General features: G+C 76.0%; 27 protein-coding genes, 1 tRNA gene and 2 pseudogenes. 11 read left to right on the top strand and 19 right to left on the bottom strand.

The window, feature by feature from the left end; genetic code table 11:
* Positions 1 to 5: 5 nt before the first annotated feature.
* The 4 genes from ACI78Q_RS07005 to hemW form a co-directional block, all read right to left on the bottom strand.
* Positions 6 to 752: an ABC transporter permease gene (locus tag ACI78Q_RS07005; RefSeq protein WP_456922603.1), complete on the bottom strand. Its 747-nt coding sequence runs from the start codon at positions 750 to 752 to the stop codon at positions 6 to 8.
* Positions 749 to 1,660: an ATP-binding cassette domain-containing protein gene (locus ACI78Q_RS07010; protein WP_456922604.1), complete on the bottom strand. Its 912-nt coding sequence runs from the start codon at positions 1,658 to 1,660 to the stop codon at positions 749 to 751. Before ACI78Q_RS07010 ends, ACI78Q_RS07005 begins: the two co-directional genes overlap by 4 nt.
* A 111-nt stretch (positions 1,661 to 1,771) precedes the next feature.
* Positions 1,772 to 2,098, bottom strand: coding sequence for a TraR/DksA family transcriptional regulator (locus ACI78Q_RS07015; protein WP_456922605.1), 327 nt, complete (start codon positions 2,096 to 2,098; stop codon positions 1,772 to 1,774).
* A 333-nt stretch (positions 2,099 to 2,431) separates the two neighbouring features.
* A complete protein-coding gene (gene hemW / locus ACI78Q_RS07020; RefSeq protein WP_456922606.1) occupies positions 2,432 to 3,652 on the bottom strand; it encodes a radical SAM family heme chaperone HemW in 1,221 nt (406 codons plus the stop codon).
* 40 nt (positions 3,653 to 3,692) lie between these two features.
* On the opposite strand from hemW, the gene ACI78Q_RS07025 reads away from it, so the two are divergent.
* Entirely contained in the window at positions 3,693 to 4,472 is a 780-nt protein-coding gene (locus ACI78Q_RS07025; protein ID WP_456922607.1) for an enoyl-CoA hydratase-related protein, read from the top strand.
* 152 nt (positions 4,473 to 4,624) lie between these two features.
* Positions 4,625 to 4,774 carry a hypothetical protein gene (locus ACI78Q_RS07030; protein WP_456922608.1) on the top strand — a complete coding sequence of 50 codons (150 nt, stop codon included), beginning with the start codon at positions 4,625 to 4,627 and terminating at the stop codon, positions 4,772 to 4,774.
* A 1-nt stretch (position 4,775) separates the two neighbouring features.
* Here the strand turns inward: ACI78Q_RS07030 and selB are convergent, their stop codons facing one another.
* From selB to ACI78Q_RS07045, 3 genes are all read right to left on the bottom strand, one after another.
* Positions 4,776 to 6,521, bottom strand: a complete 1,746-nt coding sequence (gene selB, locus ACI78Q_RS07035; RefSeq protein ID WP_456922706.1) for a selenocysteine-specific translation elongation factor — start codon at positions 6,519 to 6,521, stop codon at positions 4,776 to 4,778.
* A 5-nt stretch (positions 6,522 to 6,526) separates the two neighbouring features.
* On the bottom strand, positions 6,527 to 7,837 hold the full coding sequence (gene selA, locus ACI78Q_RS07040) for an L-seryl-tRNA(Sec) selenium transferase (protein WP_456922610.1): 1,311 nt from the start codon (positions 7,835 to 7,837) through the stop codon (positions 6,527 to 6,529).
* 39 nt (positions 7,838 to 7,876) lie between these two features.
* Positions 7,877 to 7,972 (bottom strand) — tRNA-OTHER (locus tag ACI78Q_RS07045).
* A gap of 60 nt (positions 7,973 to 8,032) precedes the next feature.
* On the opposite strand from ACI78Q_RS07045, the gene ACI78Q_RS07050 reads away from it, so the two are divergent.
* From ACI78Q_RS07050 to ACI78Q_RS07080, 7 genes are all read left to right on the top strand, one after another.
* Positions 8,033 to 8,611, top strand: coding sequence for a helix-turn-helix transcriptional regulator (locus ACI78Q_RS07050; RefSeq protein WP_456922611.1), 579 nt, complete (start codon positions 8,033 to 8,035; stop codon positions 8,609 to 8,611).
* A 9-nt stretch (positions 8,612 to 8,620) separates the two neighbouring features.
* Entirely contained in the window at positions 8,621 to 9,628 is a 1,008-nt protein-coding gene (selD, locus tag ACI78Q_RS07055) for a selenide, water dikinase SelD (protein WP_456922612.1), read from the top strand.
* Between the two features lie 140 nt (positions 9,629 to 9,768).
* Complete coding sequence (locus tag ACI78Q_RS07060; protein ID WP_456922613.1) at positions 9,769 to 10,734, top strand: zinc-binding dehydrogenase; 966 nt, start codon at positions 9,769 to 9,771, stop codon at positions 10,732 to 10,734.
* Positions 10,731 to 11,195 (top strand): YbaK/EbsC family protein, encoded by a 465-nt coding sequence (locus tag ACI78Q_RS07065; RefSeq protein WP_456922614.1) that lies wholly within the window; start codon positions 10,731 to 10,733, stop codon positions 11,193 to 11,195. Before ACI78Q_RS07060 ends, ACI78Q_RS07065 begins: the two co-directional genes overlap by 4 nt.
* Before the next feature lie 13 nt (positions 11,196 to 11,208).
* Positions 11,209 to 11,517, top strand: a complete 309-nt coding sequence (locus tag ACI78Q_RS07070; protein WP_456922615.1) for a hypothetical protein — start codon at positions 11,209 to 11,211, stop codon at positions 11,515 to 11,517.
* Positions 11,518 to 11,579: 62 nt separating this feature from the next.
* Positions 11,580 to 11,813: an RNA polymerase subunit sigma-70 gene (locus tag ACI78Q_RS07075; RefSeq protein WP_456922616.1), complete on the top strand. Its 234-nt coding sequence runs from the start codon at positions 11,580 to 11,582 to the stop codon at positions 11,811 to 11,813.
* A gap of 2 nt (positions 11,814 to 11,815) precedes the next feature.
* On the top strand, positions 11,816 to 12,355 hold the full coding sequence (locus ACI78Q_RS07080; protein WP_456922617.1) for a Clp protease N-terminal domain-containing protein: 540 nt from the start codon (positions 11,816 to 11,818) through the stop codon (positions 12,353 to 12,355).
* 22 nt (positions 12,356 to 12,377) lie between these two features.
* Here ACI78Q_RS07080 and ACI78Q_RS07085 read toward each other — a convergent pair whose 3' ends face one another.
* Positions 12,378 to 13,034 carry an MOSC domain-containing protein gene (locus ACI78Q_RS07085; protein WP_456922618.1) on the bottom strand — a complete coding sequence of 219 codons (657 nt, stop codon included), beginning with the start codon at positions 13,032 to 13,034 and terminating at the stop codon, positions 12,378 to 12,380.
* On the bottom strand, positions 13,031 to 14,875 hold the full coding sequence (gene lepA / locus ACI78Q_RS07090) for a translation elongation factor 4 (protein ID WP_456922619.1): 1,845 nt from the start codon (positions 14,873 to 14,875) through the stop codon (positions 13,031 to 13,033). Before lepA ends, ACI78Q_RS07085 begins: the two co-directional genes overlap by 4 nt.
* 182 nt (positions 14,876 to 15,057) lie before the next feature.
* Between lepA and rpsT the strand changes: the two genes are divergently transcribed.
* On the top strand, positions 15,058 to 15,324 hold the full coding sequence (rpsT, locus tag ACI78Q_RS07095; protein WP_456922620.1) for a 30S ribosomal protein S20: 267 nt from the start codon (positions 15,058 to 15,060) through the stop codon (positions 15,322 to 15,324).
* 205 nt (positions 15,325 to 15,529) lie between these two features.
* Here rpsT and holA read toward each other — a convergent pair whose 3' ends face one another.
* Together holA and ACI78Q_RS07105 are read right to left on the bottom strand one after the other, a co-directional pair.
* On the bottom strand, positions 15,530 to 16,522 hold the full coding sequence (gene holA / locus ACI78Q_RS07100) for a DNA polymerase III subunit delta (protein WP_456922621.1): 993 nt from the start codon (positions 16,520 to 16,522) through the stop codon (positions 15,530 to 15,532).
* A gap of 391 nt (positions 16,523 to 16,913) precedes the next feature.
* Positions 16,914 to 17,339: pseudogene (locus ACI78Q_RS07105) on the bottom strand (ComEC/Rec2 family competence protein); the annotation flags it as partial.
* On the opposite strand from ACI78Q_RS07105, the gene ACI78Q_RS07110 reads away from it, so the two are divergent.
* Positions 17,238 to 17,504, top strand: coding sequence for a hypothetical protein (locus ACI78Q_RS07110; RefSeq protein WP_456922622.1), 267 nt, complete (start codon positions 17,238 to 17,240; stop codon positions 17,502 to 17,504). The pseudogene ACI78Q_RS07105 and the gene ACI78Q_RS07110 sit on opposite strands and share 102 nt — an antisense overlap.
* A gap of 21 nt (positions 17,505 to 17,525) precedes the next feature.
* Here the strand turns inward: ACI78Q_RS07110 and ACI78Q_RS07115 are convergent.
* From ACI78Q_RS07115 to ACI78Q_RS07150, 8 genes and pseudogenes are all read right to left on the bottom strand, one after another.
* A pseudogene (locus ACI78Q_RS07115) lies at positions 17,526 to 18,980 on the bottom strand (ComEC/Rec2 family competence protein); the annotation flags it as partial.
* Entirely contained in the window at positions 18,977 to 19,879 is a 903-nt protein-coding gene (locus tag ACI78Q_RS07120; protein ID WP_456922623.1) for a ComEA family DNA-binding protein, read from the bottom strand. The pseudogene ACI78Q_RS07115 and the gene ACI78Q_RS07120, both read right to left, overlap by 4 nt.
* A gap of 139 nt (positions 19,880 to 20,018) precedes the next feature.
* Complete coding sequence (locus tag ACI78Q_RS07125) at positions 20,019 to 20,921, bottom strand: DegV family protein (RefSeq protein ID WP_456922624.1); 903 nt, start codon at positions 20,919 to 20,921, stop codon at positions 20,019 to 20,021.
* Positions 20,922 to 20,991: 70 nt separating this feature from the next.
* Positions 20,992 to 21,729, bottom strand: coding sequence for a histidine phosphatase family protein (locus tag ACI78Q_RS07130; protein WP_456922625.1), 738 nt, complete (start codon positions 21,727 to 21,729; stop codon positions 20,992 to 20,994).
* Entirely contained in the window at positions 21,726 to 22,304 is a 579-nt protein-coding gene (gene rsfS, locus ACI78Q_RS07135) for a ribosome silencing factor (protein WP_456922626.1), read from the bottom strand. The genes ACI78Q_RS07130 and rsfS overlap by 4 nt, the downstream gene beginning before the upstream one ends.
* Entirely contained in the window at positions 22,301 to 23,050 is a 750-nt protein-coding gene (nadD, locus tag ACI78Q_RS07140; RefSeq protein WP_456922627.1) for a nicotinate-nucleotide adenylyltransferase, read from the bottom strand. The genes rsfS and nadD overlap by 4 nt, the downstream gene beginning before the upstream one ends.
* A 104-nt stretch (positions 23,051 to 23,154) precedes the next feature.
* On the bottom strand, positions 23,155 to 24,582 hold the full coding sequence (locus tag ACI78Q_RS07145) for a vWA domain-containing protein (protein WP_456922628.1): 1,428 nt from the start codon (positions 24,580 to 24,582) through the stop codon (positions 23,155 to 23,157).
* Positions 24,582 to 25,469: an AAA family ATPase gene (locus ACI78Q_RS07150; RefSeq protein ID WP_456922629.1), complete on the bottom strand. Its 888-nt coding sequence runs from the start codon at positions 25,467 to 25,469 to the stop codon at positions 24,582 to 24,584. The genes ACI78Q_RS07145 and ACI78Q_RS07150 overlap by 1 nt, the downstream gene beginning before the upstream one ends.
* Positions 25,470 to 25,487: the final 18 nt, after the last annotated feature.

Below are 25,487 nucleotides of genomic sequence, written 5' to 3' on the forward strand. Positions count from 1 at the left end.
CCCGCTCAGCCGGCGACGGCGTGCAGCGGACGACGCCGTGCGACCGTCGTGGCCAGGACGGCGAACCCGGCGGTGAACCCGGCCACCGCCAGCACCGTGGTCGGCGACGGCGCACCGAGGGCGACGACGTCGCGGCCCAGCTGCGCGTACCAGTACGAGGGCAGCGTGGAGGCCAGCGCGCGGAGGGACTCGGGGAACACCTGCACCGGCACCCACAGCCCGCCGAGCGCGGCCAGCACCACGCCGAGGATGCCGATCGCGCCGCCGGCGGCCTTCTCGTCGAGGGCGTGGCCGACCAGCAGGCCCAGCGCGACGAACGCCCCGGAGCCCAGCCAGAGCACGGCCACCAGCCCGACCCAGGTCAGCGGGGCCAGCTCGACGCCGTTGACCAGGCCACCGACCAGCGCGACGACGAGCAGGCTCGGCAGCGTCAGCAGCATCCCGACGACCACGTCGACGGTGACGACCGACGACGTCGGCACGGGCGTCACCCGCAGCTGCCGCAGCCACCCCGACGCCCGGTCGAAGGAGATCCGGATGGTCGCGCCGAGCGCGGCGCCCAGGGCCCCGTAGGCCATCATCGAGACCATCGACGTGGTGGCGTACGCCTGGTACTCCGCCCCGCTGCCGGCCTGGGCGCCGAAGATCTTCGTGAAGAAGACGGTGAACAGCGCCGGCAGCAGCACGGTGAAGAAGAGGAACTGCCGGTTGCGGCCGACGCGGCGCAGCTGGAAGGCGAGCAGGGTGCTCATCGGTCGGCTCCGATCGGGGTCGCGGCGGGCTGGGCGCCGGTGAGGGAGAGGACGGCCTCCTCGAGGCTCGCGCCGCGGACCTCCAGGTCCGGCAGCCGCCCGCCGCCGGCCAGCAGGGCCAGCAGGGTGGCCTCGGCGTCGTCGGTGCTGAGGCTGACCCGGTCGCCCTGCCGGGTCGCGGCGGTGACGCCGGGCAGGCCGTCGAGGCGGGCGCCCTCCGGTGGGGTGAAGGTGATCGTGCGGCCGGTGATCCCGGCCTTGACCTCCGCTGCGGTGCCGTCGGCGACGACCCGCCCGCCCGCGACCACGACCACGCGGTCGGCGACGGCGTCGGCCTCCTCGAGGTGGTGGGTGGCGAAGACGACGGTGGTGCCGCGGTCTGCCAGCCCGCGCATCGTCGTCCAGAAGGCGCGGCGGCCCTCGACGTCCATGGCGGAGGTGGGCTCGTCGAGCAGCAGCAGCGGCGGCTGCCCGGCCAGCGCGAGGGCCAGCAGCACCCGCTGGCGCTGCCCCCCGGAGAGCGCCTCGACGGGCCGGTCGAGCAGTCCGTCGATGCCCGCGGTGACCGCGAGGTCGGCCAGCGGCCAGGGGCGCGGGTAGCTGTTGCGGACCAGTCCGAGCACCTCGCCGACGCGGGTCTCGCCCGGCAGCCCGCCGTGCTGCAGCATCGCGCCGACGCAGCCGGCCCGGATCGCGGCGGCCGGCGGCCGGCCGAGCACGCGGACGGTCCCGGTCGAGGGCACCAGCCCCAGGACGGCGTTGACGACGGTGGACTTCCCCGCGCCGTTGGGCCCGAGCAACGCGACGGTCTCCCCGGCGCGCAGCTGCAGGTCCAGGCCGGAGACGGCGGCCGTGCCGCCGTAGCGGACGGTCAGGTCGCGGATGTCGAGGGCGGTCTCTCCAGGCACCCGACCAGGCTGCTGGGGTCGGCGTCCGGGCAGTAGTGCGGGACGTCGGGACCCCGGCCTGACAGATGTCAGACCGGGGTCGCGCCCGTCAGGACAGCGGGTCGGACGGCGTCAGCGGCGCTGCGAGCAGGCCACGCACCCGGTGGCGAAGGGCCGCAGCTCCAGCCGCTCCTCGGGGATGGCGGTGCCGCAGTGCACGCACCGGCCGTAGGTGCCGGCCGCGATGCGACCGAGGGCGGCGTCGATGTCCTCGATGGTGCGCTGCAGGCTCGCGGCGCGGGAGACCGCGACGTCGTCGGGCAGCGACTGCACGGTGTCGGCCAGCGCGAGCTCGCGCTCCTTGACGCACTCGGCGCGCTGCGATTCCAGGCGCACCCGGAAGTGCTCCCACCGCGGGTCGCCGGTGGCGGGCACGGGGGCGGGGGCGGTGCTGGTCATGGGAACTCCTCGGGCAACACGGGGAGACGCGGTCACCGGTGCGGTGCGCGTCAGGACGGGCCGTTGCGACTCCACGGACGGAGTCAGGAGGAGCGCGGCGGAGCCCTGTCCTGGCTGCGGCGGAGGACGTCGAGACCTCGCAACCCGCGGGCGCGGCGGTTCATCGCCAAGGCCAGCAGCATGCCGCCGGAGAGCTGCATCGGCGGGACGGCGGATCGGAGGCGTCCGAGGGCGTGCGGGGACGTGCGTGTGACCACTGCTGACCACCCCCTGGACCGATCCGGCGCCGTTGCCGGAACGGGCACCATAGCCCGCGAGGGGGACCAAGCGGAACTAGTCCGTCAGCTCCCGGACGACGGCGTCGGCGAGCAGCCGCCCGCAGTCGGTGAGGACGGCGCGGCCACCGGCGTGCGCGGCCGCGTCGAGCAGCCCCCGGGCGACGGCGCCGGCGGCGCGGTCCCGGCCGGCGTCGGACAGCGCGGTGAGCGTCAGCCCCTCCCGCAGCCGCAGGCCGAGCATGATCGTCTCCAGCGCCCGGTCGTCGTCGTCCAGGAGCTCGGAGTCCTGCGCCGGGCTGTCGCCCTGCAGCAGCCGCCCGGCGTACGCGGCCGGATGTTTGACGTTCCACCAGCGCAACCCGCCGACGTGGCTGTGCGCGCCCGGGCCCACGCCCCACCAGTTGGCGTTGGCCCAGTACAGCTCGTTGTGCCGGCACCGGGCGGCGTCGCCGGTGGCCCAGTTGGACACCTCGTACCAGTCGAACCCGGCGCCGCGGAGGGTGGCGTCGGCCTGCTCGTAGCGGTCGGCCAAGACGTCGTCGTCGGGCATGGGCAGCTCGCCGCGGCTGATCCGGCGGGCCAGCCGGGTGCCCTCCTCGACGATGAGGGCGTAGGCGCTGACGTGGTCGACCGGGGCCGCGAGGACGGCGTCGAGCGAGGCGGCCCAGTCGGCGTCGGTCTCGCCCGGCGTGCCGTAGATGAGGTCGAGGTTGACGTGCTCGAAGCCGGCGGCCCGGGCCTCGCGCGCCGCCTCCACGGCCCGGCCGGGGGTGTGCCGGCGGTCGAGGACGGCGAGCACGTGCTCGGCAGCGGACTGCATGCCGAGGCTCACGCGGGTGAAGCCGGCCTCCCGCAGGCGGGCCAGGCTCTCCGGCGACACGGTCTCCGGGTTGGCCTCGGTGGTCACCTCGACGTCGTCGGCCACCGGGAAGAGCTCCCGGACGGCGGCCAGGACGGCGGCGAGGTCGTCGGCGGCCAGCAGCGTGGGCGTGCCCCCACCGACGAAGACCGTGGAGACCGTCGGCAGGTCGGAGCGCAGGGTGGCGGCGGCCAGCCGCAGCTCGGCGATCGCGGTGCCGGCGTACTCGGCGCGGCTGGCGCCGGGGCCCAGCTCGTCGGCGGTGTAGGTGTTGAAGTCGCAGTAGCCGCACCGGGTCGCGCAGAACGGCACGTGCACGTAGAGCCCGAACGGCGTGGTGGCCAGGCCCTCGCGGGCGCTGTCGGGCAGGTGCCAGGAGCGGGGGGGCGACGCCGGCAGGGGCAGGACGGTGTTCATCTGCTCCCAGTGTGCCGCGCGGCCGCCACCGCCCGGCAGGATGCGGCACGTGACGTCGGACCGGGTGCTGCAGGTGTCGGTGTCGCGCGGGGTCGCCACCCTCGTGCTGGACTCCCCCGCCAACCGCAACGCGCTGTCGCGGGCGATGCGGGCCCAGCTGCGGTCGGCGCTGGCCGGGGCACTCGCCGACGACGCGGTGCGAGTGGTGGTGCTCGACCACACCGGCCGCGTCTTCTGCTCGGGCATGGACCTCTCCGAGGCCGCCGGCGGGGCGTCGGAGGACCAGGGCGTGCGGGAGTTCCCGGAGATCCTCACCACGCTCTGGCACTCCCCCAAGCCGGTCGTCGCGGTGGTGCGCGGACCGGCGCGGGCCGGCGGCGTCGGTCTGCTGGCCGCCTGCGACGTGGTCGTCGCGGGGTCCTCGGGCACGTTCGCCTTCTCCGAGGTGCGCCTCGGCATCGTGCCGGCGGTCATCTCCGCCGTCGTCCTGCCGCGGGTGCTGCCGCACGTGGCGCACCGGCTGATGCTCACCGGGGAGGTCTTCGACGCCGCGACCGCGGCCGCCGGCGGGCTGGTCGACCTCGCGGTGCCCGACGACGAGGTGGACGCCGCGGTGGCCGCCCAGGTCACCGCGCTGGCCGCCGGGGCGCCGGCCGCCCTGGCCGAGACCAAGCGGCTGCTGCGCAGCGGCGGACTGCGCGGCTCCTTCGACGACCTGCTCGAGCTCTCCGCCCGGTTCTTCGCGAGCGAGGAGGGCCAGGAGGGGATCGCCGCCTTCCGCGAGAAGCGGCCCGCCCGCTGGGTGCCCGCCGCCGACTGAGCGGGGGCGAGCTCCCGGTTGACGGGAGCTCGTGCTCTGCCCACGACGGTGGGCAGAGCACGAGCTGCCCCGAGGTGAGGGTCGACCCGGGGCTCGGAGCACGTCATCGCGCCCCCTTGCCCGGCGGCACCGGGCGCGGGCACCCTGCCCGCATGACCGACCCCGACGAGCGGGAGCGCTACCGGCGGCTGCCGGAGCCGGTGCGGCTCGAGGACACCGTCGAGACCGTCGACTCCTCACCGGACCCTGCGCCCGATGCGAGCGACGAGCGCGAGCGCTTCCTCCGCGAGGCCGGCGGCTGACCTACCGGAGCCGGCGGGTGTTGTCCGGCAGCCGCTCGGTGATCCCGCGGGCGTCGAGCCACTCCATGAGCGGGACGGCGACCCGGCGGGTGGTGCCCCACGCCGAGCGGGCCTGGCTGAGGGTGAACGGCGCCGGCACCCCCACCAGCCGCTCCCGCGCCACCCGCTCCACGCCGGGCGCGAGGTAGACGCCGTCGGCGATCCGGACCAGCTGGCCGTCCCGGACGGCCGCGGCCAGCTCCCGCGGTCCCAGCCCGGCGGCGGCGAGGTCGGGGGCCTCCGGCGCGGCGAAGGGATCGGCGGCCAGCCGGGTCCGGACGGCGTCGACGGCCTGCTGCACCCGCGGGGGCAGCCCGGCGGTGGCGACGGCGACCCGGCCCTCGCGCAGGGTCAGCGGCGGGCGCACGAGCGCGGGCACGAGCTCGTCGTCCGGCAGCTCCAGGGCCCGGCGGACGACGGCGACCGGGGGTCCGGCCTCCAGCGGACGCAGCTGCCGGTAGCGGCCGACCACCCCGGGCAGCGCGGCGGCGAGCTCGTCGACCAGGCCCGGCGCGAGCAGCCACGGGCCGACCGCGGTGGCGCCCTCGGGCACCGGCCAGCCCATCGCCGTGAAGTCGGCCGCGCGCACGATGCGGCGGCGGGCGAGGTCCGCGGCCGCACCGGCCGCGCCCGACGGCTGGGCGGCCAGCTCGGCGGCGCGCTGCCGGGCCGCACCCCGGCGGCGCAGCTCCGGCGGGTCGACGTCGCGGACGTCGGCGCCGAGCACCCGGCGGGCCCCGGGGTCGCGCAGGAGCAGCCGGTCGCCGATCCGCAGCGGCAGCGGGGTGGCCAGCCGCAGCCGCACCGCCGTCCCCTCCAGCGGGCGCACGCGGGCGCCGACGGCCGCGGAGCCCACGTGCACGACCGCCTCCGCCGGCAGCCGGTCGTCCGGAACGGCGTCGAGGGTGACGTCCACGTCGACGGTGGAGCGGAACGCGCCCGGGGTGAGCAGCGCGTCCCCCCGCGCCAGCTCCTCCACCGCGACGCCGCGCAGGTTCAGCGCGACCCGCGCGGTGGCCTCGGCCCGCTCCACGGGCTGCCCGAGGGACTGCACGCCCCGGATGCCGACCTCCCGGTCGCCCAGCTGCAGGCGGTCCCCCGGCGCGATCGTCCCGGCGGCCAGGGTGCCGGTGACCACGGTGCCCGCGCCCTTGATCGGGAACGCGCGGTCGATCCACAGCCGCACGGGCGCGCTGCGGTCCGGCGCGGGCAGGCCCGCGAGGAGGGCCTCCAGCGCGGCGGCGACCTCGGGCACGCCGGCGCCGGTGGCGGCGCTGACCGCCACCCCGGGTACCCGGCTCAGCGACGTCCCGGCCAGCCGCTCCCGGACGTCGGCCAGCACCGGCGCGGGGTCGGCGAGGTCGGCCTTGGTGACGGCGAGCAGCCCGTGCCGGACGCCGAGCGCGTCCAGGACGGCGACGTGCTCGGCGGTCTGCGCCGACCAGCCGTCGTCGGCGGCCACCACGACGAGGGCCGCGGGCACCGACCCGACGCCGGCCAGCATGTTCCCGATGAACCGCTCGTGACCGGGGACGTCGACGACCGCGAGGCGGCGGCCCGAGGGCAGCGTCGTCCAGGCGAAGCCGAGGTCGATGGTCAGCCCGCGGCGGCGCTCCTCCTCCCACCGGTCGGGCTCCATGCCGGTGAGCGCGCGGACCAGTGTCGACTTGCCGTGGTCGACGTGGCCGGCGGTGGCGATGACGTCCATGCCGGTCACCGGCCGCACCGCGCGGCCGCCAGCACCGCGCCGGCCACGGTCTCGTCCGCCGCGGGCGGCAGGCTGCGCAGGTCCAGCAGGGTGCGCTCGCCGGCCACGTGGCCGACCACCGGAGGCGTCCCGGCGCGCAGGGGCTCGGCCAGGTCGGCGGGCAGGGAGACCGCGGCGCTCGGCAGCGGGTGCTCCGGCGCCCCGCCCCCGCCGACGCGGGCCTCGGAGTCCACGGCCCGCGCGTCCAGCCCGGCGGCGGCCAGCCGGCCGGCGAGGGTCTCGGCCCGGCGGCGCAGCGTGGCGACGTCCGCGGCGAGCATCTCCTGCACCGGCGGCAGCGGGCCGCGCAGCGTCGCCTCCAGCCCGGCCAGGGTCGTCTTGTCGACCCGCAGGGCGCGGTAGAGCGGGTGCCGGCGCAGCCGCTCGACGAGGGGCGCCCGGCCGAGGACCAGCCCGGCCTGCGGCCCGCCCAGCAGCTTGTCGCCACTGGCGAGCACGAGGTCGGCGCCGTCGGCGAGGGTGGTCTGCAGGTCCGGCTCGTCGGGCAGCGCCGGGTGCGGACGCAGCAGCCCCGAGCCGACGTCGGCGACCAGCGGGACGCCGCTGCCCGACAGCGCGGCGGCGAGCTCGGCGACCGGCACCGCCCGGGTGAACCCGCGGACGACGAAGTTCGACGGGTGCACCTTGAGCACCGCGCCGGTCTCCTCGTGCAGGGCGTCGCGGTAGTCGTCGAGGGTCACCCGGTTCGTCGTCCCCACCTCGCGCAGCCGGGTGCCGGTGGCCACCAGCAGCTCGGGGATGCGGAACCCGTCGCCGATCTCGACCAGCTCGCCCCGCGCGATGACCAGCTCCCCGCCGAGCGCGGTGGCCAGCAGTGCGAGGGCGGCGGCGCAGTTGTTGACCACGATCGCCGCCTCCGCCGCGGGGACCGCGGCCAGCAGCGCGGCGATCGCCGCCTCGCCGCGGGGGCCGCGGCGCCCGGTGCCGAGGTCGAGCTCGACGTCGGTGGTGCCGGCGGCCGCGGCGATCGCCGCGACGGCGGCCGGCGACAGCGGGGACCGGCCGAGGTTGGTGTGCACCAGCACCCCGGTGGCGTTGAGCACCGGCTGCAGGCTGCTCGCCGTCGCGGGGAGGCGGGCCAGGACGGCGGCCACGGCGTTCCCGGGTGCGACCGCGCCGTCCCGGATCCGCTGCTGCACCTGCTGGACGACGGACTTCACCAGCTCACGGCCGAGGCGGTCGACGGCGGGAGCCAGGTCGGGGTCGGCGAGCAGCGTGTCGGTGCGGGGCACCTGCCGCCGCGGGTCGGCGCTCATCGACTGCGGAGCGTAGGCGCCGACCCGCGCACGGGTGGATGGCGGAGGCGGACGGGAATCGAACCCGCCTGACCGAGCTGCTCGGCCACGTCGGCTTTAGAGGCCGCGGGGGCCACCAGGCGCCCTGACGCCTCCGCCGGGCAGCCTACGTGCCGGGACCCGGAACCGTCGGAGGTCCCTGCCAGCATCCGTCGCGTGACGCGCACCGAGCCCCGCTCACCCACGCTGCCGCCGCTCGCCCTCACCCCGGAGGAGGCGGCGGCGGTCGTCACCGCGCTCGCCGCCCGGCCCGACGGCCCGTACGCCGCCGCGGGCGCGACGGCGCTGCAGAAGGTCCTCGACGTCCTCGAGCCCGACCCGCGCCGACGCGCTGGGCTGGCCGCCTCGGCGCGGTGGGTCAGCGCCGACTCGCGCCGCGCCGCCGTCGTCCGGTCGGCCGTCGAGGAGGCGGTGACCCGCCGCCGGGTCGTCGTGCTCCGCTACCGCGACCGGGATGGTGTCGTCTCGCGGCGGGCGGTGGAGGCCCAGCTGCTCGCCCGGAGCGGCCGGCACTGGTTCCTCGTGGGCTGGTGCCGGGAGCGGGAGGCGCTGCGCTGGTTCCGGGAGGATCGCATCAAAGCGGTCCGGGCCACCGAGGAGGCCGCCCCGCGGCGCGACCTGACCGACCTCGGCGGGCCTCCGGCCGAGGGGCACCCGGCGGGCCGGCGGCTCGGCGGGTCGCCCGCGCCGACGGCGCCGCCCCGGCTGCGGGTGCTGCCCGGCGGCCGGGCCTAGATTCGGGGCGTGACCACGACCTCGACCCGCGTCCGGCTCACCCAGTACGCGCACGGCGGCGGCTGCGCCTGCAAGATCCCGCCCGGCGAGCTCGAGCAGGTCGTCGCCGGGCTGACCGCCGCCGGCCCCCGCGACCCGGCCGCCGAGCTCGTCGTCGGTCTGGACGACGGCGACGACGCCGCCGTGGTGCGCATCGCCGGCGGCCAGGGGCTCGTGCTCACCACGGACTTCTTCACCCCCGTCGTCGACGACGCGTACACCTTCGGCCGGATCGCGGCGGCCAACGCGCTCTCCGACGTCTACGCGATGGGCGGCACCCCCGTCGTCGCGGTCAACCTGCTGGGCTGGCCGCGGGACGTGCTGCCGGCCGAGCTCGCCGCCGAGGTGCTGCGCGGCGGCCTGGAGGTCGCCCAGGAGGCCGGGTGCCACGTCGGTGGCGGGCACTCCATCGACGACCCCGAGCCCAAGTACGGGATGGCGGTGACCGGCGTGGTCGACGTCGACCGGCTCATCACCAACTCCGCGGCCGTCGCCGGCACCCCGCTGTCGCTGACCAAGCCGCTGGGCGTGGGCGTGCTCAACAGCCGGATGAAGGCGACCGGGGAGGTGTCGGAGGAGGCGGTCGCCTCGATGACGGCGCTTAACCGGGACGCCGGCCGCGCCGCGGTCGCCGCCGGCATCCGGGCCGGCACCGACGTCACCGGCTTCGGCCTGCTCGGCCACCTCTACAAGATGGCGCGGGCCAGCGGGGTGACCGCGGTCGTCGACGCCGCCGCGGTCCCCTACCTGGCCGGCGCCCGTCAGGCGCTGGCCGACGGGCACGTCTCCGGCGGCACCCGCCGCAACCTGGACTGGGTGCGCCCGCACGCCGACCTGTCAGCGGTTCCCGAGGACGAGGCGCTGCTGCTGGCCGACGCGCAGACCTCCGGCGGGCTGCTGCTGGGTGGTGAGGTCCCAGGCGCACCGGTGATCGGCGAGTTCGTGCCGCGCGGGGAGCACGTCGTCATCGTCCGCTGACAGCCTCGGGAGCATCGCAGCCAGCGCCAGCGAGCGAGGAGCGGATCGAGGCGCGGAAGCGGACCGGTGTGATCATCCGGTGAACCGGCGGTCGGGCGACCGCGTCGCAGCCGGTCGGTGACCTCCGTTACGGTCCGGGCATGCTCGCTGCCTTCGTCTCCAAGCCCGCCCCGAAGGACCCGCTCTCCGTGCTGGAGATCGGTGAGCGCCCCGAACCCGAGGCGCCCGACGGCTGGACGACGGTGCAGGTGAAGGCGGCGTCGCTGAACCACCACGACCTGTTCAGCCTGCGCGGGGTCGGCCTGCCCGAGGAGCGGATGCCGATGATCCTGGGCACCGACGCAGCCGGCCTCGACGAGGACGGCAACGAGGTCATCGTGCACGGCGTCGTCGCGAGCCCGGGCTGGACCGGCGACGAGACGCTGGACCCCAAGCGCTCGCTGTTCTCCGAGCTGCACCAGGGCACGATGGCCGAGCGGGTGGCCGTCCCGCGGCGCAACCTGGTGCCCAAGCCGGCCGAGCTGTCCTTCGCCGAGGCCGCGTGCCTGCCCACCGCCTGGCTGACGGCCTACCGGATGCTGTTCGTGAAGTCCGGGCTGCGGCCGGGGTCGACGGTGCTCGTGCAGGGCGCCAGCGGCGGCGTGGCCACGGCCCTGGTCGCGCTGGGGCGCGCGGCCGGCTACCGCATGTGGGTCACCGCCCGCAGTGAGGACAAGCGCCAGGCGGCGCTCGCCCTGGGCGCGGAGCAGGCGTTCGAGACCGGCGCGCGGCTGCCCGAGCGCGTGGACGGCGTCATGGAGAGCGTCGGCGAGGCGACCTGGAGCCACAGCGTCAAGTCGCTGCGCCCCGGTGGCGTCATCGTCACCTGCGGCGCGACGACCGGCTTCAACCCCGGCGCCGAGCTGAACCGGGTCTTCTTCACCCAGCTGTCGGTGATCGGCTCCACGATGGGCACCCGTGACGAGCTGGAGTCGCTGGTGCGGATGTGTGCGGTGACCGGCGTCCGCCCGGTCATCGACGTCGAGCTGCCGCTGGGTGAGGCGCGCGAGGGCTTCGAGCGGATGGAGCAGGGCCGGACCGCCGGGAAGATCGTCTTCACCCTGTGAGCTCGCCCGTCGACCGCGTGATCGCCGCACTGCAGGCCGCGGGGGTCGAGGCGGAGGTGCGCCGCCTCGACGTCCCGGTGCCGACGGCGGCCGCTGCGGCGGAGGCGCTCGGCTGCGCGGTGGGGGCCATCGCCAACAGCCTGGTCTTCGACGCCGACGGCGCCCCGCTGCTGGTGCTGGCCAGCGGCGCGCACCGCGTGGACACCGGCAAGCTGGCGGCGCTGGTGGGCGCGGCGCGGGTGCGCCGGGCGAGCAGCGGGTTCGTCACCGCGGCCACCGGGCAGGAGGTCGGCGGGGTGGCCCCGACCGGCCACCCGGCGCCGCTGCGCACCGTGGTGGACGTCGACCTCGCGGCGTACCCGTTGCTCTGGGCCGGCGGCGGCGACCACCACACGATGTTCTCCGTGACCTACGCCGGCCTGCTGCGGCTGACCGGCGGCCAGGAGGCAGCCGTCGCGTGACGGAGGGAGCGCCGTGATCGCCCGCATCTGGCGGGGCTGGGTCCGCACCGAGGACCGCGCCGCCTACGCCGACTACATCGAGGCCACCGGCATCGCCCACTACCGCCGGACGCCGGGCAACCAGGGCGCGCACATGCTGCTGCGCGACCTGGACGACGGCCGGACCGAGGTCGTCACGCTCAGCTTCTGGACCTCCTACGACGCCGTCCGCGCGTTCGCCGGCGAGGACGTCTCGGTCGCCGTCTTCTACACCGAGGACGACCGGTACCTGGTCGACCGCGAGGTCACCGTCACCCACTTCGACGTGCACGGCGGCGCCTGACCCCGCACCGTTTCGTCAAAGTCGGTTGACACGCGGACGGAGCGTCAACCACAGTTGACGGCATGACGGACACGACGCAGGTGGCCTCCGCCGCCAGCAGCCGGGACCCCGCCGTCGGGCTGAAGGCGGTGCGGGCGCTGCGGGTGCTGGTGGAGCGCCTGGAGGCCCTCCAGGTGGACAACGCCCGCGACCAGGGGTGGACGTGGGAGCAGATCGCCGTGCTCCTCGGCGTCACCCGGCAGGCGGTGCACAAGAAGCACGCGCGCGGCCGCGGGCCGCTCCGGCGGAAGGACTGACGATGTTCGAACGGTTCACCTCCACCGCCCGGGAGGTCGTGGTCCGCGCCCAGTCCGAGGCGCGCGAGCTGGGGCACGGCACGATCGACACCGAGCACCTGCTGCTCGCCCTGGTCGCCCGCCCCGGGACGCCGACCGCGCAGGTCTTGGCCCGCCACGGGATCACGCACGCGACCGTCGCCGGCGCCGTGACCGCCCTGGTCGGGGGCGACGACCTCGACGCCGAGGCGCTCACCGCGCTGGGTATCGACCTCGACGCCGTCCGCAGCAAGGTCGAGGCCACCTTCGGGCCGGGTGCACTCAGCCGCCGGCGGGGCCGCGGGGTGCCCTCCGGGCACATCCCGTTCAGCCCGCGGGCCAAGAAGGTGCTCGAGCTGTCGCTGCGCGAGGCCCTGGCCCTGCAGTCCAGGAGCATCACCGAGACCCACATCGCGCTGGGCCTGCTCCGCGAGGGCGAGGGGCTGGCGGTGCAGGTGCTGCACCACCGTGGGGTCGACCTCGCCGGCCTGCGCCGCGAGCTCACCGCGGAACGGGCCGCCTGACCGGCGTCCGCGGCATCGCCGATCAGACGGGAGCGCCGGTCCTTCTGGCGATCTTCGCGGCGACCTTGGCGCGGGTGCGCATCGGCAGGTACGGCACGGCGGGGGCGATCTCGGGCAGCCGGTGTTTCTGGGTGGTGTAGGCCCGGAACACCGTCCCGACGGTGACGCCGTGGTCGGGGCGGTGGACGACGTCGATGTGGTCCCCGGCGCCGACGTCCCCGGTCTCCAGGACCCGCAGGTAGACCCCGCTGGCGCCGTACGCGGTGAACCGCTCGACCAGCCGCGGCACGCCCCAGAACCGCTCGAAGTTGGCGCACGGGATGCGGCAGTCGGTCACCTCGAGCAGCGCCGTCCCGACCCGCCAGCGTTCGCCGAGGACGGCGCCGGTGAGGTCGAGGCCCGTCGTCCGCAGGTTCTCGCCGAACCGGCCCGCCGGCAGCTCGCGGTCCAGCTCGGCGGACCACCAGTCGGCGTCCTCCTGGGCGTAGGCGTAGACCGCCTGCCCCTCGCCGCCGTGGTACCGGCGGTTGACCTGGACGTCGCCGTCCAGGCCCAGCTCACCGACCGCGACCCGGCCGGCGACCGGCCGCTTGTCGATCCCGCTGCGGTTCGGCCGCCGGTCGGGCAGCGGGAGCAGGTCACTGCCGGACACGCAGACGGCGTCGAGCCGCCCGCTCACTTCTTGGATGCGGTGGACTCGTTGGTGGACAGCGCGGCGACGAACGCCTCCTGGGGGACCTCGACGCGGCCCACCATCTTCATCCGCTTCTTGCCCTCCTTCTGCTTCTCCAGCAGCTTCCGCTTGCGGGTGATGTCACCGCCGTAGCACTTGGCGAGGACGTCCTTGCGGATGGCGCGCACGGTCTCCCGGGCGATCACCCGGGAGCCGACGGCGGCCTGGATGGGCACCTCGAACTGCTGGCGCGGGATGAGCTCGCGCAGCTTGCCGGCCATCATCACGCCGTAGCTGTAGGCCTTGTCCTTGTGCACGATCGCGCTGAACGCGTCGACCGCCTCCCCCTGCAGCAGGATGTCCACCTTGACCAGCGAGGACTCCTGCTCGCCGGCCTCGGCGTAGTCCAGCGACGCGTAGCCGCGGGTGCGCGACTTCAGCGCGTCGAAGAAGTCGAAGATGATCTCACCGAGCGGCAGCGTGTAGCGCAGCTCGACCCGGGACTCGCTCAGGTAGTCCATGCCGCCCAGCTGACCCCGCCGGCTCTGGCAGAGCTCCATGATCGCGCCCGTGTAGTCGCTGGGCGCGATGATCGTGGCGCTGACGACCGGCTCGAAGACCGTGTCGATCTTGCCCTCGGGCCAGTCGCTGGGGTTGGTCACGGTGATCTCGGACCGGTCCTCCATGACCACCCGGTAGACGACGTTCGGCGCGGTGGAGATGAGGCTGATGCCGGCCTCGCGCTCCAGCCGCTCCCGGACGATCTCCAGGTGCAGCAGGCCGAGGAAGCCGACGCGGAAGCCGAAGCCGAGGGCCGCGGAGGTCTCCGGCTCGTAGGTGAGCGCGGCGTCGTTGAGCAGCAGCTTGTCCAGCGCCTCACGCAGCAGCGGGTACTCGCTGCCGTCGATCGGGTAGAGGCCGGAGTAGACCATCGGCTTCGGGTCGCTGTAGCCGCCGATCGGCTCCGCGGCGGGCTTGTGCTGGAGCGTGACGGTGTCGCCCACGCGGGACTGGCGGACGTCCTTCACCCCGGTGATGAAGTAGCCGACCTCGCCGACGCCGAGGCTGTCGACCGGCTTGGGCTCTGGCGAGATCACGCCGATCTCGAGCAGCTCGTGGGTCGCGCCGGTCGACATCATCTTGATCCGGTCGCGGGCGGAGATCCGGCCGTCGACGACCCGGACGTAGGTGATGACGCCGCGGTAGATGTCGTAGACCGAGTCGAAGATCATCGCGCGGGCGGGGGCGTCGGCCTCCCCCTCGGGCGCGGGGATCTGCGCGACGATCGCGTCGAGCAGCTCGGGCACGCCCTCACCGGTCTTGCCGCTGACCCGCAGGACGTCCTCGGGCTCGCAGCCGATGATGTGCGCGATCTCGGCGGCGTACTTCTCCGGCTGGGCGGCCGGCAGGTCGATCTTGTTGAGCACCGGGATGATCGTGAGGTCGTTCTCCATGGCCAGGTAGAGGTTGGCCAGGGTCTGCGCCTCGATGCCCTGCGCGGCGTCGACGAGGAGGACGGCGCCCTCGCACGCGGCCAGCGACCGCGAGACCTCGTAGGTGAAGTCGACGTGGCCGGGCGTGTCGATCATGTCGAGCACGAAGTCGGTGCCGGCGTGCTCGCCGGTCTTCGGCGTCCACGGCAGGCGCACGTTCTGCGCCTTGATGGTGATGCCGCGCTCGCGCTCGATGTCCATGCGGTCGAGGTACTGAGCACGCATCTGCCGCGCCTCGATGATCCCGGTGACCTCGAGCATCCGGTCGGCCAGCGTCGACTTGCCGTGGTCGATGTGGGCGATGATGCAGAAGTTCCGGATGCGGGCCGGGTCGGTGTAGGCGGGAGTCGTCACAGTGCTCCCATCGTCCCACGGGTGGGCGGCTCGTCCAGCCATTGCCCAGACCTGGGCCGGTGTACCCGCGAGTTGGGGTCGGGCGGGCGACGCTGGTATCTTTACAGGCCGGTCCGCTGGCGCCTGCCGTCCGGACGCACTGTCAGAAGTACTCCCTCCCGAGAGACACCCGAGGCTCACGCGTGGCGAACATCAAGTCCCAGATGAAGCGGATCAAGACCAACGAGAAGGCGCGTCAGCGCAACGTTGCCGTCAAGTCCGCCCTGAAGACGGCCGTCCGGCGTTTCCGTACCGCCGCTGACGCCGGGGACGCCGCGGCTGCGACCGCCGCTCTCCAGGTGGCCAGCAAGGCGCTGGACAAGGCCGCCAGCAAGGGCGTCATCCACAAGAACCAGGCCGCCAACCGCAAGTCGGGCATGGCCAAGCAGGCCGCCAAGATCGGCGCCTGACGCTCGTTCTCCTCCGCAGAGAGCCCCCCTCCCGCACGGGACGGGGGCTCTTCGCGTTGCGGGGCGCCAGCGGCGGGGCGCCGCCGAGCCGTGGGGGGCGCCGCCAGGCGCCGCCGTGCGGCGGCGCCGTCGAGCGGTGTGGGGCGCCGTCGAGCCGTGTGGGACGCGGTCGGGCGTGCTGCCGCCCCGTGTCAGGAGCGCTCGGTCAGCCGCGGACGCCGCGACCGGTGGCGGCGCGGATGGCGACGATGCGGCGCACCGCCCGCTCCAGCGCGTAGTCGGCGCTGGCCGCGGCGCCCTTGACGTCGGCGTTGAGCTCCGCGGCCACACCGACCGCCTGCTGCAGCCCCTCGATGCTCCAGCCGCGCGCCTGGCTCTGCGCCTTCTTCACCTTCCACGGCGGCAGCTTCAGCGTGCGGGCCAGCTCGCCGGGGTTGGTGCTGCGCAGTGACGTGACCCGCGCCGCGGTGCGCACCCCGTCGGCGATGGCGTCGGCGATGAGGACGTGCGCGACGCCGCGCTGCAGCGCCCAGCGGAGCATCTCCAGCGAACCCTGCCGGTCCCCGACCAGGACCCGCTCCGCGACGGTGAACCCGGTGACCTCGGCCTGCCCGCGGTGGAACCGGGCCACGGCGTCGGCGTCGATGGTGCCGCCGAAGTCCGACACCAGTTGCCCGGCCGCGGACGACAGCTGGCGCAGGTCGGCCCCGATCGCCTCGACCAGGGCGCTGGCCGCATCGGGGGCGATCCGCCCGCCGGCCGACCGGACCTCGTTGCGCACGAAGGCGATCCGGTCCCCCACCGAGCTGACCTTCGGGCAGTCGTCGACGGCCGCACCGGCCGCGGCGAACGCCTTGACCAGGGCCTCGTTGCGCTTGCCCCCGTGGTGCACCACCACCAGCGTGAGGTCGGGATCCGGGTCCTTCGCGTAGCTGGTGAGGGCGTCGACGAGCGCGCTCGCCGCCTCGTGCACGCCGGTGACCACGACCAGCCGGTGCCCGCCGAACAGCGAGGGCGCCAGGACGTCGGCGAGCTGGCCGACCGGCAGGCCCAGGGCTGCCATCTCGTGCAGCTCCGCATCGGGGTGGCGCTCGAGGACGGCGGCGCGGACGGCGGAGACGGCGCGGGCCCGCAGGAGCTCCTCCTCGCCGACCACGGCGCGCAGACGTGAGGTCGGTGCGGGAGGTGCTGCTGCCACACCGGCATGGTGCCACGCGCCGGAGACGGGACCGCCGGCCCGCGCCGGTGGCTCCGGCTCCTCGGAACAGCGCCGCGAGCACGAGGACCGCCTCCGGCCGGTCGCCACCTCGAGGGGCTGCCGCGGCGTCGCTGGGACCGGCGCCCCGGCCGGCCACACCCCACCCCTCCGCGTCCCCGGCCACGGCGAGGTCGCCCTCGCGGTCGGTGCGGTGCACCCGCATCCCCTCCCGCCCGAGCCAGGCGAGGACCCGCGCCGTCGGGTGGCCGTACGGGTTGCCCGCGCCCACCGACACCAGGGCCACCCGGGCACCGGTGGCGGCCAGGAACCCGCGGTCGGCGTCGGCGCTGCCGTGGTGCGGCACCTTGAGCACGTCGGCGCGCAGGTCGACGCCGCGGGCGACGATCCGCGCCTGCGCCTCGCCGCCGAGGTCGCCGGTCAGCAGGACCCGGACGCCGTTGCGGGTGACCCGGACGACGAGCGAGAGGTCGTTGGCCTCGGCGGCCCTCGTGGCCGCTCGCGGGGGCGGTGCGAGGACGTCCACGGTGGCGTCCCCGACCGCCCGGTGGTCGCCGGGGACCAGGACCGTCCGTTCCGCACCGGCTCTGCGCGTGAGCGTGTCCAGCCGGCCGGACCGGTCGTCGGCGGGTGAGAGGGTGCCGGTGGCGACGGTCCCGACGTCCCGCCCGGACAGCGCTCCCGCGAGCCCTCCGGCGTGGTCGGCGTCCAGGTGCGTGACGAGGACCAGCGGCAGCCGGTCGATGCCCAGGCGGTCCAGGCAGCGGTCGACCGCGCCGACGTCCGGGCCGGCGTCCACGAGGACCCCCTCCCCCGGCCCGGTCGGCACGACGAGCGCGTCGCCCTGTCCGACGTCGCAGGCGACCACCACCGTGTCGGCCGGCGGCCACCCACGGGTCACCTGGCGGATCGGCCAGCCCAGGACGACCACGCCGACGAGGGCGGCCAGCGCGAGGGCCCGTGACCGCGGGTACCGCCACAGCACCCAGCCGAGGGCGAGCAGGAGGACGGTCAGCAGCACCGCGCCCCGCGTGCCGGCCGGCCAGGCGGCCGCGCCGTCCGGGAGCGCCGCCGCCCGTTCGGCGACGACGACCAGCCAGCGGACCGGCCAGCCGGCCAGCCACACGCCGGCGTCGCCGAGCGGCGGCAGGACCGTCCCGACCAGCGCGGCGGCCAGCCCGAGCACGGTGGCGGCGGGTACGACGGGCGCGGCCAGCAGGTTCGCCGGCAGCGAGACGGGACTGACCAGGCCCGAGAGTCCGGCCACCAGCGGCGCGGTGGCGACACCGGCGGCCGCGGCGACCGCCACGGCGTCGGCGAGGATCTGCGGCCAGCCGCGTATCCGCAGGCGCCGCGACCAGCCGGGCGCGAGCAGCACGATGGCGGCGGTGGCCGCCACGGACAGCGCGAAGCCGGCATCCTGCGCCAGCCGGGGGTCGACCAGCAGCAGCACGCCGACGGATGCCCCCAGCGCGGGCACGGCCACCCTCGACCGGCCGCCGGCCAGCGCCAGCAGGGTGACCGCCCCCATCGCCGCGGCCCGCACGACGCTGGCACTGGGCCGGGCGAGCAGCACGAACCCGACCAGGGCGACCGCGGCGACCAGCGCCTGCACGCGCCGGTCGACCGCCCGCCGCCGCAGCGGGACGAGCACGCCGGTGAGGACGATCGCGACGTTGGCCCCGCTGACGGCGGTGAGGTGCGCGAGCCCGGCCCGCCGGAAGTCCTCCTCGAGCACGGGGTCCATCGCCCGCGTGTCCCCGACCACGAGGCCGGGCAGCAGGCCGCCCGCCCGCGGCCCCAGCACGCGCACGGCCGCCTCGGAGAACCCGTCCCGGATCGCGCCGGCCACCCGCTGGCTCCACGGCGGATCGCCGAGGAGGACCGGCGGCGCACGCGCCGACACCCGGGCCGCCAGCCCGTCCCCCGGATCGGCCGGGGTGACGGTGCCCCGGACGCGCAGCGGCTGGCCCGGCAGGAGCCCCGTCCACTCCTCGGCGGGTGCGAAGACGACGACGTCATCGGCCAGCCGGGTCCGCACCGTGCCGTCGTCCAGGCCGGTGACCGTGGCCTCCACGACGACCCGGGCCGGGCCCACGCCGCCCACGGGCCGCGGGTCGCCGTCCACCTCGAGGTCCAGCAGCACCGTCCGGCGCGCCTCGGCGACCGTGGCCAACGGGGAGGACTCCCGGGCCGCGGCCCGCACCGCCGCGGTGCCCGCCGTGACCGCCACTGCGGCCAGCACGCCGAGCAGCACCACGGCCGCCGCCGAGCGCCGATGGCGAGCGACCGGCACCGCCACGGCCGTCGCGACCAGGGCGGAGGCGGCCAGTGCGCCCGGCGACGGCAGCGAGGACACGAGGGTCGTGGTCCACACGGCCGCCGCCGCGGGTGCCAGGCGGAGGTCCACCCAGGCCCAGCGCCCGCGCGGTGCGCTCACACGGTCACCAGCTCGGCGAGCTCGGCGTACGTGGCCGGCCCGATCCCGGGCACGTCGTCGAGCTGCTCGACGCTGGTGAACCGGCCCTGCTGCGCCCGGTGGTCGACGATCCGCTGGGCCAGCACGGGGCCGATGCCCGGCAGGGCGTCCAGATCGGCGGCGGTGGCCGTGTTCAGGTCGACCTGACCGGCAGCCGGCGCGACCCCGGGTGCAGCGGCTCCGCCCGAGACCGCGCCCGGCACACCGACCGCGATCTGCTGGCCGTCGGCGACCACCGCCGCGAGGTTGATCGAGGCCGGGTCGGCCTCCGGCAGCAGGCCACCGGCGGCCGCCACGGCGTCGGCGACGCGGGCGCCCTCCGAGACGACGACGAGGCCCGGCCGGGCCACGAGGCCGACCACGGCGACGACGGCGGTGGCGGAGCTGTCCGCCGCGACACCGACGGAAGGCGTCGCGGGTGCGGCCGGCGGCGTGCCCGGGGCCCCGGGTGCCGACGCGGCGGGGGTCTCCCCGGCCGGTTCCTCCGTGCCGGCCGGCTCGGCAGGGGCCGGCTGCACCTCGGGCCGGTCGAACCAGGTGCCCACCGCGACCAGCGCCGCCGCGAGCAGCCCGGCCACCCACAGCGCCCACACCCCGCGCCGTCCCGGGTCGAGCCGGACCGCACTGCCCGGCGCGCGGTGCCGGCCGATGCCGCCGGGGAGCTCGGCCTCCCTCCCCCACCCGCCCGGCTCGTCCGCCACCTCCGGCTCGTCGAGGCCGTCGAGGTCGGGCCCGGGACCGGAGCCGGCGGGCTCGACGTCGGGCACCCAGCCGCGCGGGTCCACGCGGTCGTCGAGCAAGGCACGCAACCGTGCGCGGATCAGGTCGGCGTCATCGCTGCGACGGGGTGAGAGGCGCACCGGGCGGACGCTAGGCAGCCCCGGCCCCTCGTGCGGCGGCTCGGGCCCGGCTGTGGATGGGCCCCTGCCTGTGGACGACGGAGGGCGGGCGCGGGCGGCGGTGCGCGAGGCTGCGCCGGTGCCCGTGCTCCGCCGCTGCTCAGTCCGGCTGTCCGCCCTCGTCCCGCTGCGCCGCCGGGTCCAGCGGTGGCAGGGAGGACGCCGGCGCGACGACCAGCCCCACCGCGCCCGGTCCCACGTGCGCGCCGATCGCCGCGCCCAGCTCGCTCACGAGCAGCTCCCGCAGCAGCGGCACCTGCTCCCGGAGCTCGGCCGCCAGGCGCTCGGCCCGGTCGGGAGCGGCCAGGTGGTGTACGGCCACCGACACCGGCACCCCGTCGGCCGCCTCGACGCCCCGTTGCACCAGGCGGGCCAGCGCACGCGCCGAGGTGCGCACCTTCTCCAGCGGCACGACCCGCCCCTCGGAGACGTGCAGGACCGGCTTGACGGCGAGGGCGGTGCCGATCAGGGAGGCGGCCGAGCCGATCCGGCCACCTCGGCGCAGGTGCTCCAGGGTGTCGACGACGAACAGCGTCCGCGTGGCCGCGGCGGTCTCGCGCGCCGCAGCCGCGACGGCCTCGGCACCCCCGCCGGCGGCGGCCACGCGCGCGGCGGCGAGGACCGCGAAGCCGCTGCCCATGGCCGCGGACCGGGAGTCGACGACGGTCACCACGTGCTCGCCGACCTGCGCGGCGGCCAGGCGGGCGGCGTCGACGGTGCCGGACAGCTCGGCGGACAGGTGCACCGACACGATGCGGTCGGCACCCGCGGCCAGCCGCCGCCGGTAGGCGCTGACGAAGTCCCCCGGCGTGGGACGGGAGGTGGAGACCCGCTGGCCCCGGCCGGCCAGCGCGCGGGCGACGTCGGCGGGGCTGATCTCCTCCCCCTCGCGGCCGGAGTGCCCGGCCATCACCACGTAGAGCGGGACCACCTCGACCGCGTACTGCTCGACCAGCTCAGGAGGCAGGTATGCCGTGGAGTCGGTGACCACGGCGACGGACACCCGGCGAGGCTAGCTCCCGGCGGCGGACCGCAAGACACGGTGCGTCGCGATGCACCGCGGTCGGATGACCTCAGAGGACGGCGTCGGCGTCCTGCACCGGTGCCGGTGCCTCCTCGGGCGTCGCCCCGGCCTCCAGCGGCGCGGACGCCCTCGCCGGCCCCGCGGACCCGGCCGGCGGCTGCGGAGCCGAGCTGTTGTGCCGCAGCAGCCGCCACCGGTCACCGTGCACCGCCAGCTCGCTCCAGGCGCAGTTGCCGAGGGGGCCGACGACCCGCCGGTGCTCAGGGCCGAGGCCCAGGAGCGCCTCGATCAGGCGTCCGCCGGTGCCACCGTGGGTGACCACGACGGCGGCCGGCGCCTCGGGCAGGTCCTGGAGTGCGGCGAGGGCGCGGTCCGGCACGGTGGCGGGGTCCTCCCCGCCGCGGCCCCGCACCGGGCGGCCGGCCAGCCAGTCGGCGTACTGGTCGGGGTGCCACTCGGCCACCTCGTCGCGGGTCAGGCCCTCCCAGCACCCCAGGCCGACCTCGCGCAGGCGTGGGTCCAGGCGCAGGGGCACCCCGAGCAGTCCGGTCAGGGTGGCCGCGGTCTCCGCGGCCCGGGTGAGGTCGCTGGACACCACCACGGTGCCCTGCGGCAGCGGACCGGTCGCGGCCAGCTGGGGTGCGGTGCGGGCGGCCTGGCCGCGACCCTCGGCGTCCAGCGGGGGGTCGAGCTGGCCCTGGAAACGCCCGGTGGCGTTCCACTCGGTCCGTCCGTGCCGCCAGATCAGCAGGCGGGTCACCGGCAGCGGCGGCACGGCGGCACTCACCGGCCGGCCGCCTCCGGGCCCTCGTCCCGGGGGCGCCCGCCGGGCGTCACGTCGTCGTCCTCGGCCGGCTCGGGAGCCAGCGGGGTGGGGTCGGCGCTGGCCGGGTCGACGTCGTCGGCCGACAGCGTCTGCCGGGTCGACGGGGCGGCGCCGTCACCGGCGGCGTTCCCGACCGACGCGGCGTCGTCCCCGGAGGCCGCGGCGCCGGGCGGCGCGGTCGGGTCGACGAAGGGGATGGTCGGGCAGTCCTTCCACAGCCGCTCGAGGGCGTAGTAGGCCCGCTCCTCGGCGTGCTGCACGTGGACGACGACGTCGATGAAGTCCAGCAGCACCCAGCGGGCCTCCGCGACGCCCTCGCGGCGCACCGGCTTGACCCCGTGCTGCCGCAGCCGCTCCTCCACCTCGTCGACGATCGCCTGCACCTGGCGCTCGTTGGGAGCCGAGGCCAGCACGAACGCGTCGGTGATGGCCAGCCGCTCGCTCACGTCGACGATCGACACGTTGGTGGCGAGCTTGTCCGCGGCGGCCTGGGCGGCGAGCAGTGCGGTCTCCCGCGCCTCGGTCGAGGCGGTCATCGGGGTACCTCCTGGAGATGGGGGGACGGTGGCTCGGTCGCGGGTCCACCGGGGTCTCCGGTGGCCGGCGGCCGGTCGTAGGTGGGGCGGTCGCCCGCCGGCGGGGTGGGACGGCCGCCGCGCGCGATCCCCTCCCGCGCGACGGGACGGGTCCCGCCGGGCACGCGGTAGAGGCCGCGCTTCTCGATGTACTGCACGACGCCGTCCGGGACGAGGTACCAGACCGGCATGCCCCGCCCCACCCGTTCCCGGCAGTCGCTGGAGCTGATGGCCAGGGCGGGCACCTCGACCAGGCTCACCGCGCCCTCGGGCAGGTGGGCGGCCCCCAGGTCGAAGCCGGGGCGGGTCACGCCGATGAAGTGCGCCAGGTCGAAGCACCGGTCGCTGTCGCGCCAGCTCAAGATCTGGGAGAGGGCGTCGGCGCCGGTGATGAAGAACAGCTCGTCGTCGGGGCGCTGGCGCTGCAGGTCGCTGAGCGTGTCGATGGTGAAGGTCTGACCGCCCCGGTCGATGTCCACCCGGCTCACCGAGAAGCGCGGGTTGGAGGCGGTGGCGATGACCGTCATGAGGTACCTGTCCTCGGCCGGGCTGACCTCGCGGTGGCTCTTCTGCCACGGCTGCCCGGTCGGCACGAAGACGACCTCGTCGAGCCCGAAGAGCACCGCCACCTCGCTGGCCGCCACCAGGTGCCCGTGGTGGATGGGGTCGAACGTCCCGCCCATCACACCGACTCGCCGTCCTGCCACCGATCGAGCCTATCCGGGCGGGCCGACACCGGCCCGCGAGGACCGATCGGCGCCCGGAGCGCGCAGGCCACCAGACCGCGCAGGGCCGCAGAGCGCTCAGCGCCTCAGAGCGTGGTCACGAAGTCGGCGAGCTGGGCGGCGGTGCGGCACTCGACCATGTCGACCACCTCGGCGTACCGGAGGGCCGCGGAGTCGCCGCTGCCCCACAGCCGCCGCGGCTCCGGGTTCAGCCAGTGCGCAGAGCGCGACCGTCGGACCAGGTCGGCGAGCACGGGCAGCCCGGGCTGGCGGTGGTTGGTCCGGCCGTCCCCGAGCACGAGCAGCGAGGTCTTCGGGCCCACGGCGCCCGGCCATCGCTCGGCGAAGACCTCCAGGGCGGTGCCGTAGTCGCTGTGCCCGTCGAAGCCCACGACGTCGGCCTCGCGGCCGATCCGCGCCACCGCGTCGCTGACGTCGGCGCCGGGCCGGAAGAACCGGGTCACCTCGTCGGTGGAGTCGACGAACGCGAACGCCCGCACGCCGGAGAAGTGCTCCCGCAGCGCCTGGGTCAGCATCAGCGTGAAGTGGCTGAACCCGGCCACCGAGCCGCTGACGTCGCACAGCACGACCAGCTCCGGCTTGTGCACCCTGCGCGGCCGGTGGTGGGTCACCACCGGGACCCCGCCCGTGCCCAGCGACGCGCGGACGGTCCTGCGGAAGTCCAGCCGTCCCACCCGGCCCAGCCGCCGGCGCGCCGACAGCCGGACCGCCAGCCGCCGGGCCAGCGGCGCCACGGTCCGGCGCAGCTCGGCCAGGTCGGCCTGGTTGGCGCGGAGGAACTCCACCTGGTCGGCCAGCGGCCGGACGGCGTTCCTGGCCACCTTGTCCCGGCCCCGCTCGGCCGCCGCCCGCCGCCGCACCTCGGCCTCCACCGCCGCCTTGAACGCCGCCAGGCGCTCGCGCACCGTCTGCCGGGCCACCTGCTCGGCCAGCCCGCCGCGCTCGCCGTCGCCGAGCAGCCCGGCCAGCAGCTGCGCCACGAGGGTGTCCGGCGACAGCGCCCGCAGCACCCGGTAGCTGAAGAACGACTGACCGGACGGCGACGGGGTGGCCCGGCCCAGCCGGTCGACGGCCTCGCGGGCGAACCGGCGCAGTGCCTCCGGATCGCCGTCCAGCAGCAGTTGGGCCAGCCGGTCACGCAGCAGGCCGGCCAGGTCTGCGCCGTCCGGCACGTCGAGGGTGGACTCCGGGGCCTCGCCCGCCACGCCCGGGTCGTCGTCACTGCCGTCGACGTCCACCACCGGCCGGTCCGACAGCGGCCACCACAGGTCGAACAGCACGTCGTAGGCCGGGCGCTGCGCCGCGCGCTGCAGCAGCACCGCGGCCAGCCCGTGCCGCAGCTGCTCGCGGTCCAGCAGGTCGACGACGGTGAGGATCTCGGCGGCGTCCACGGCCTGGCTGATCCCGACCGGGATGCCGGCCTCCCGCACCGCCCGCACGAAGCCGTCGAGGTGGCCGGCGAGCCCGCCGGGCCCGGCGGCAGGCGCGGTCATCAGTTCAGCCGCAGCTCGGCCGCGGCCCGCTCCTGGTCGCTGGCGTGCTTGAGCACCACGCCGAGCGTCGAGCGCACCGCGGTCTCGTCGAGGGTGTCCATCCCGAGCTCCAGCAGGGTCTGCGCCCAGTCCAGCGTCTCGGAGATCGACGGCGACTTCTTCAGCTCCAGCGCCCGCAGCGCGCGGATGGTGCGCACCAGCTGCTCGGCCAGCCCCGGCGCGAGGTCGGGCACCCGGGAGAGCACGATCTCCCGCTCGCGCTCGGCCGACGGGTAGTCCAGCGCGAGGTAGAGGCAGCGCCGCTTGAGCGCCTCGGACAGCTCCCGGGTGGCGTTCGAGGTCAGCACCACCATCGGCCGACGGGTGGCCGTCACCGTGCCGAGCTCGGGGATGGTGACCTGGAAGTCGCTGAGCACCTCCAGCAGCAATCCCTCCACCTCGACGTCGGCCTTGTCGGTCTCGTCGACGAGCAGCACGGTGGGGGTGGCGCGCCGGATGGCGGTGAGCAGCGGCCGGGAGAGCAGGAACTCCTCACCGAAGATGTCGTCGTGCACGGTGTCCCAGTCGGCGCCGCCGGTGCCCTGCGCCGCCTGGATGCGCAGCAGCTGCTTCTTGTAGTTCCACTCGTACAGCGCCCGCGCCTCGTCCAGGCCCTCGTAGCACTGCAGCCGGATCAGCTCCGAGCCGGTGGCCACCGCCAGGGCCTTGGCCAGCTCGGTCTTGCCGGTGCCGGCCGGCCCCTCGACCAGCAGCGGCTTGCCCAGCCGGTCGGCGAGGAACACCGTCGTGGCGATCTGCGCGTCGGGCAGGTAGCCCGCGGTCGCCAGCCGCTTGCTGACGTCCGCGACCGAGGAGAACTGCGGGGACTGCGACGGCGGGCGGGGCATGCGGCTCCAGTCAGCTCG

The organism is Geodermatophilus sp. SYSU D00705 (assembly GCF_054050135.1).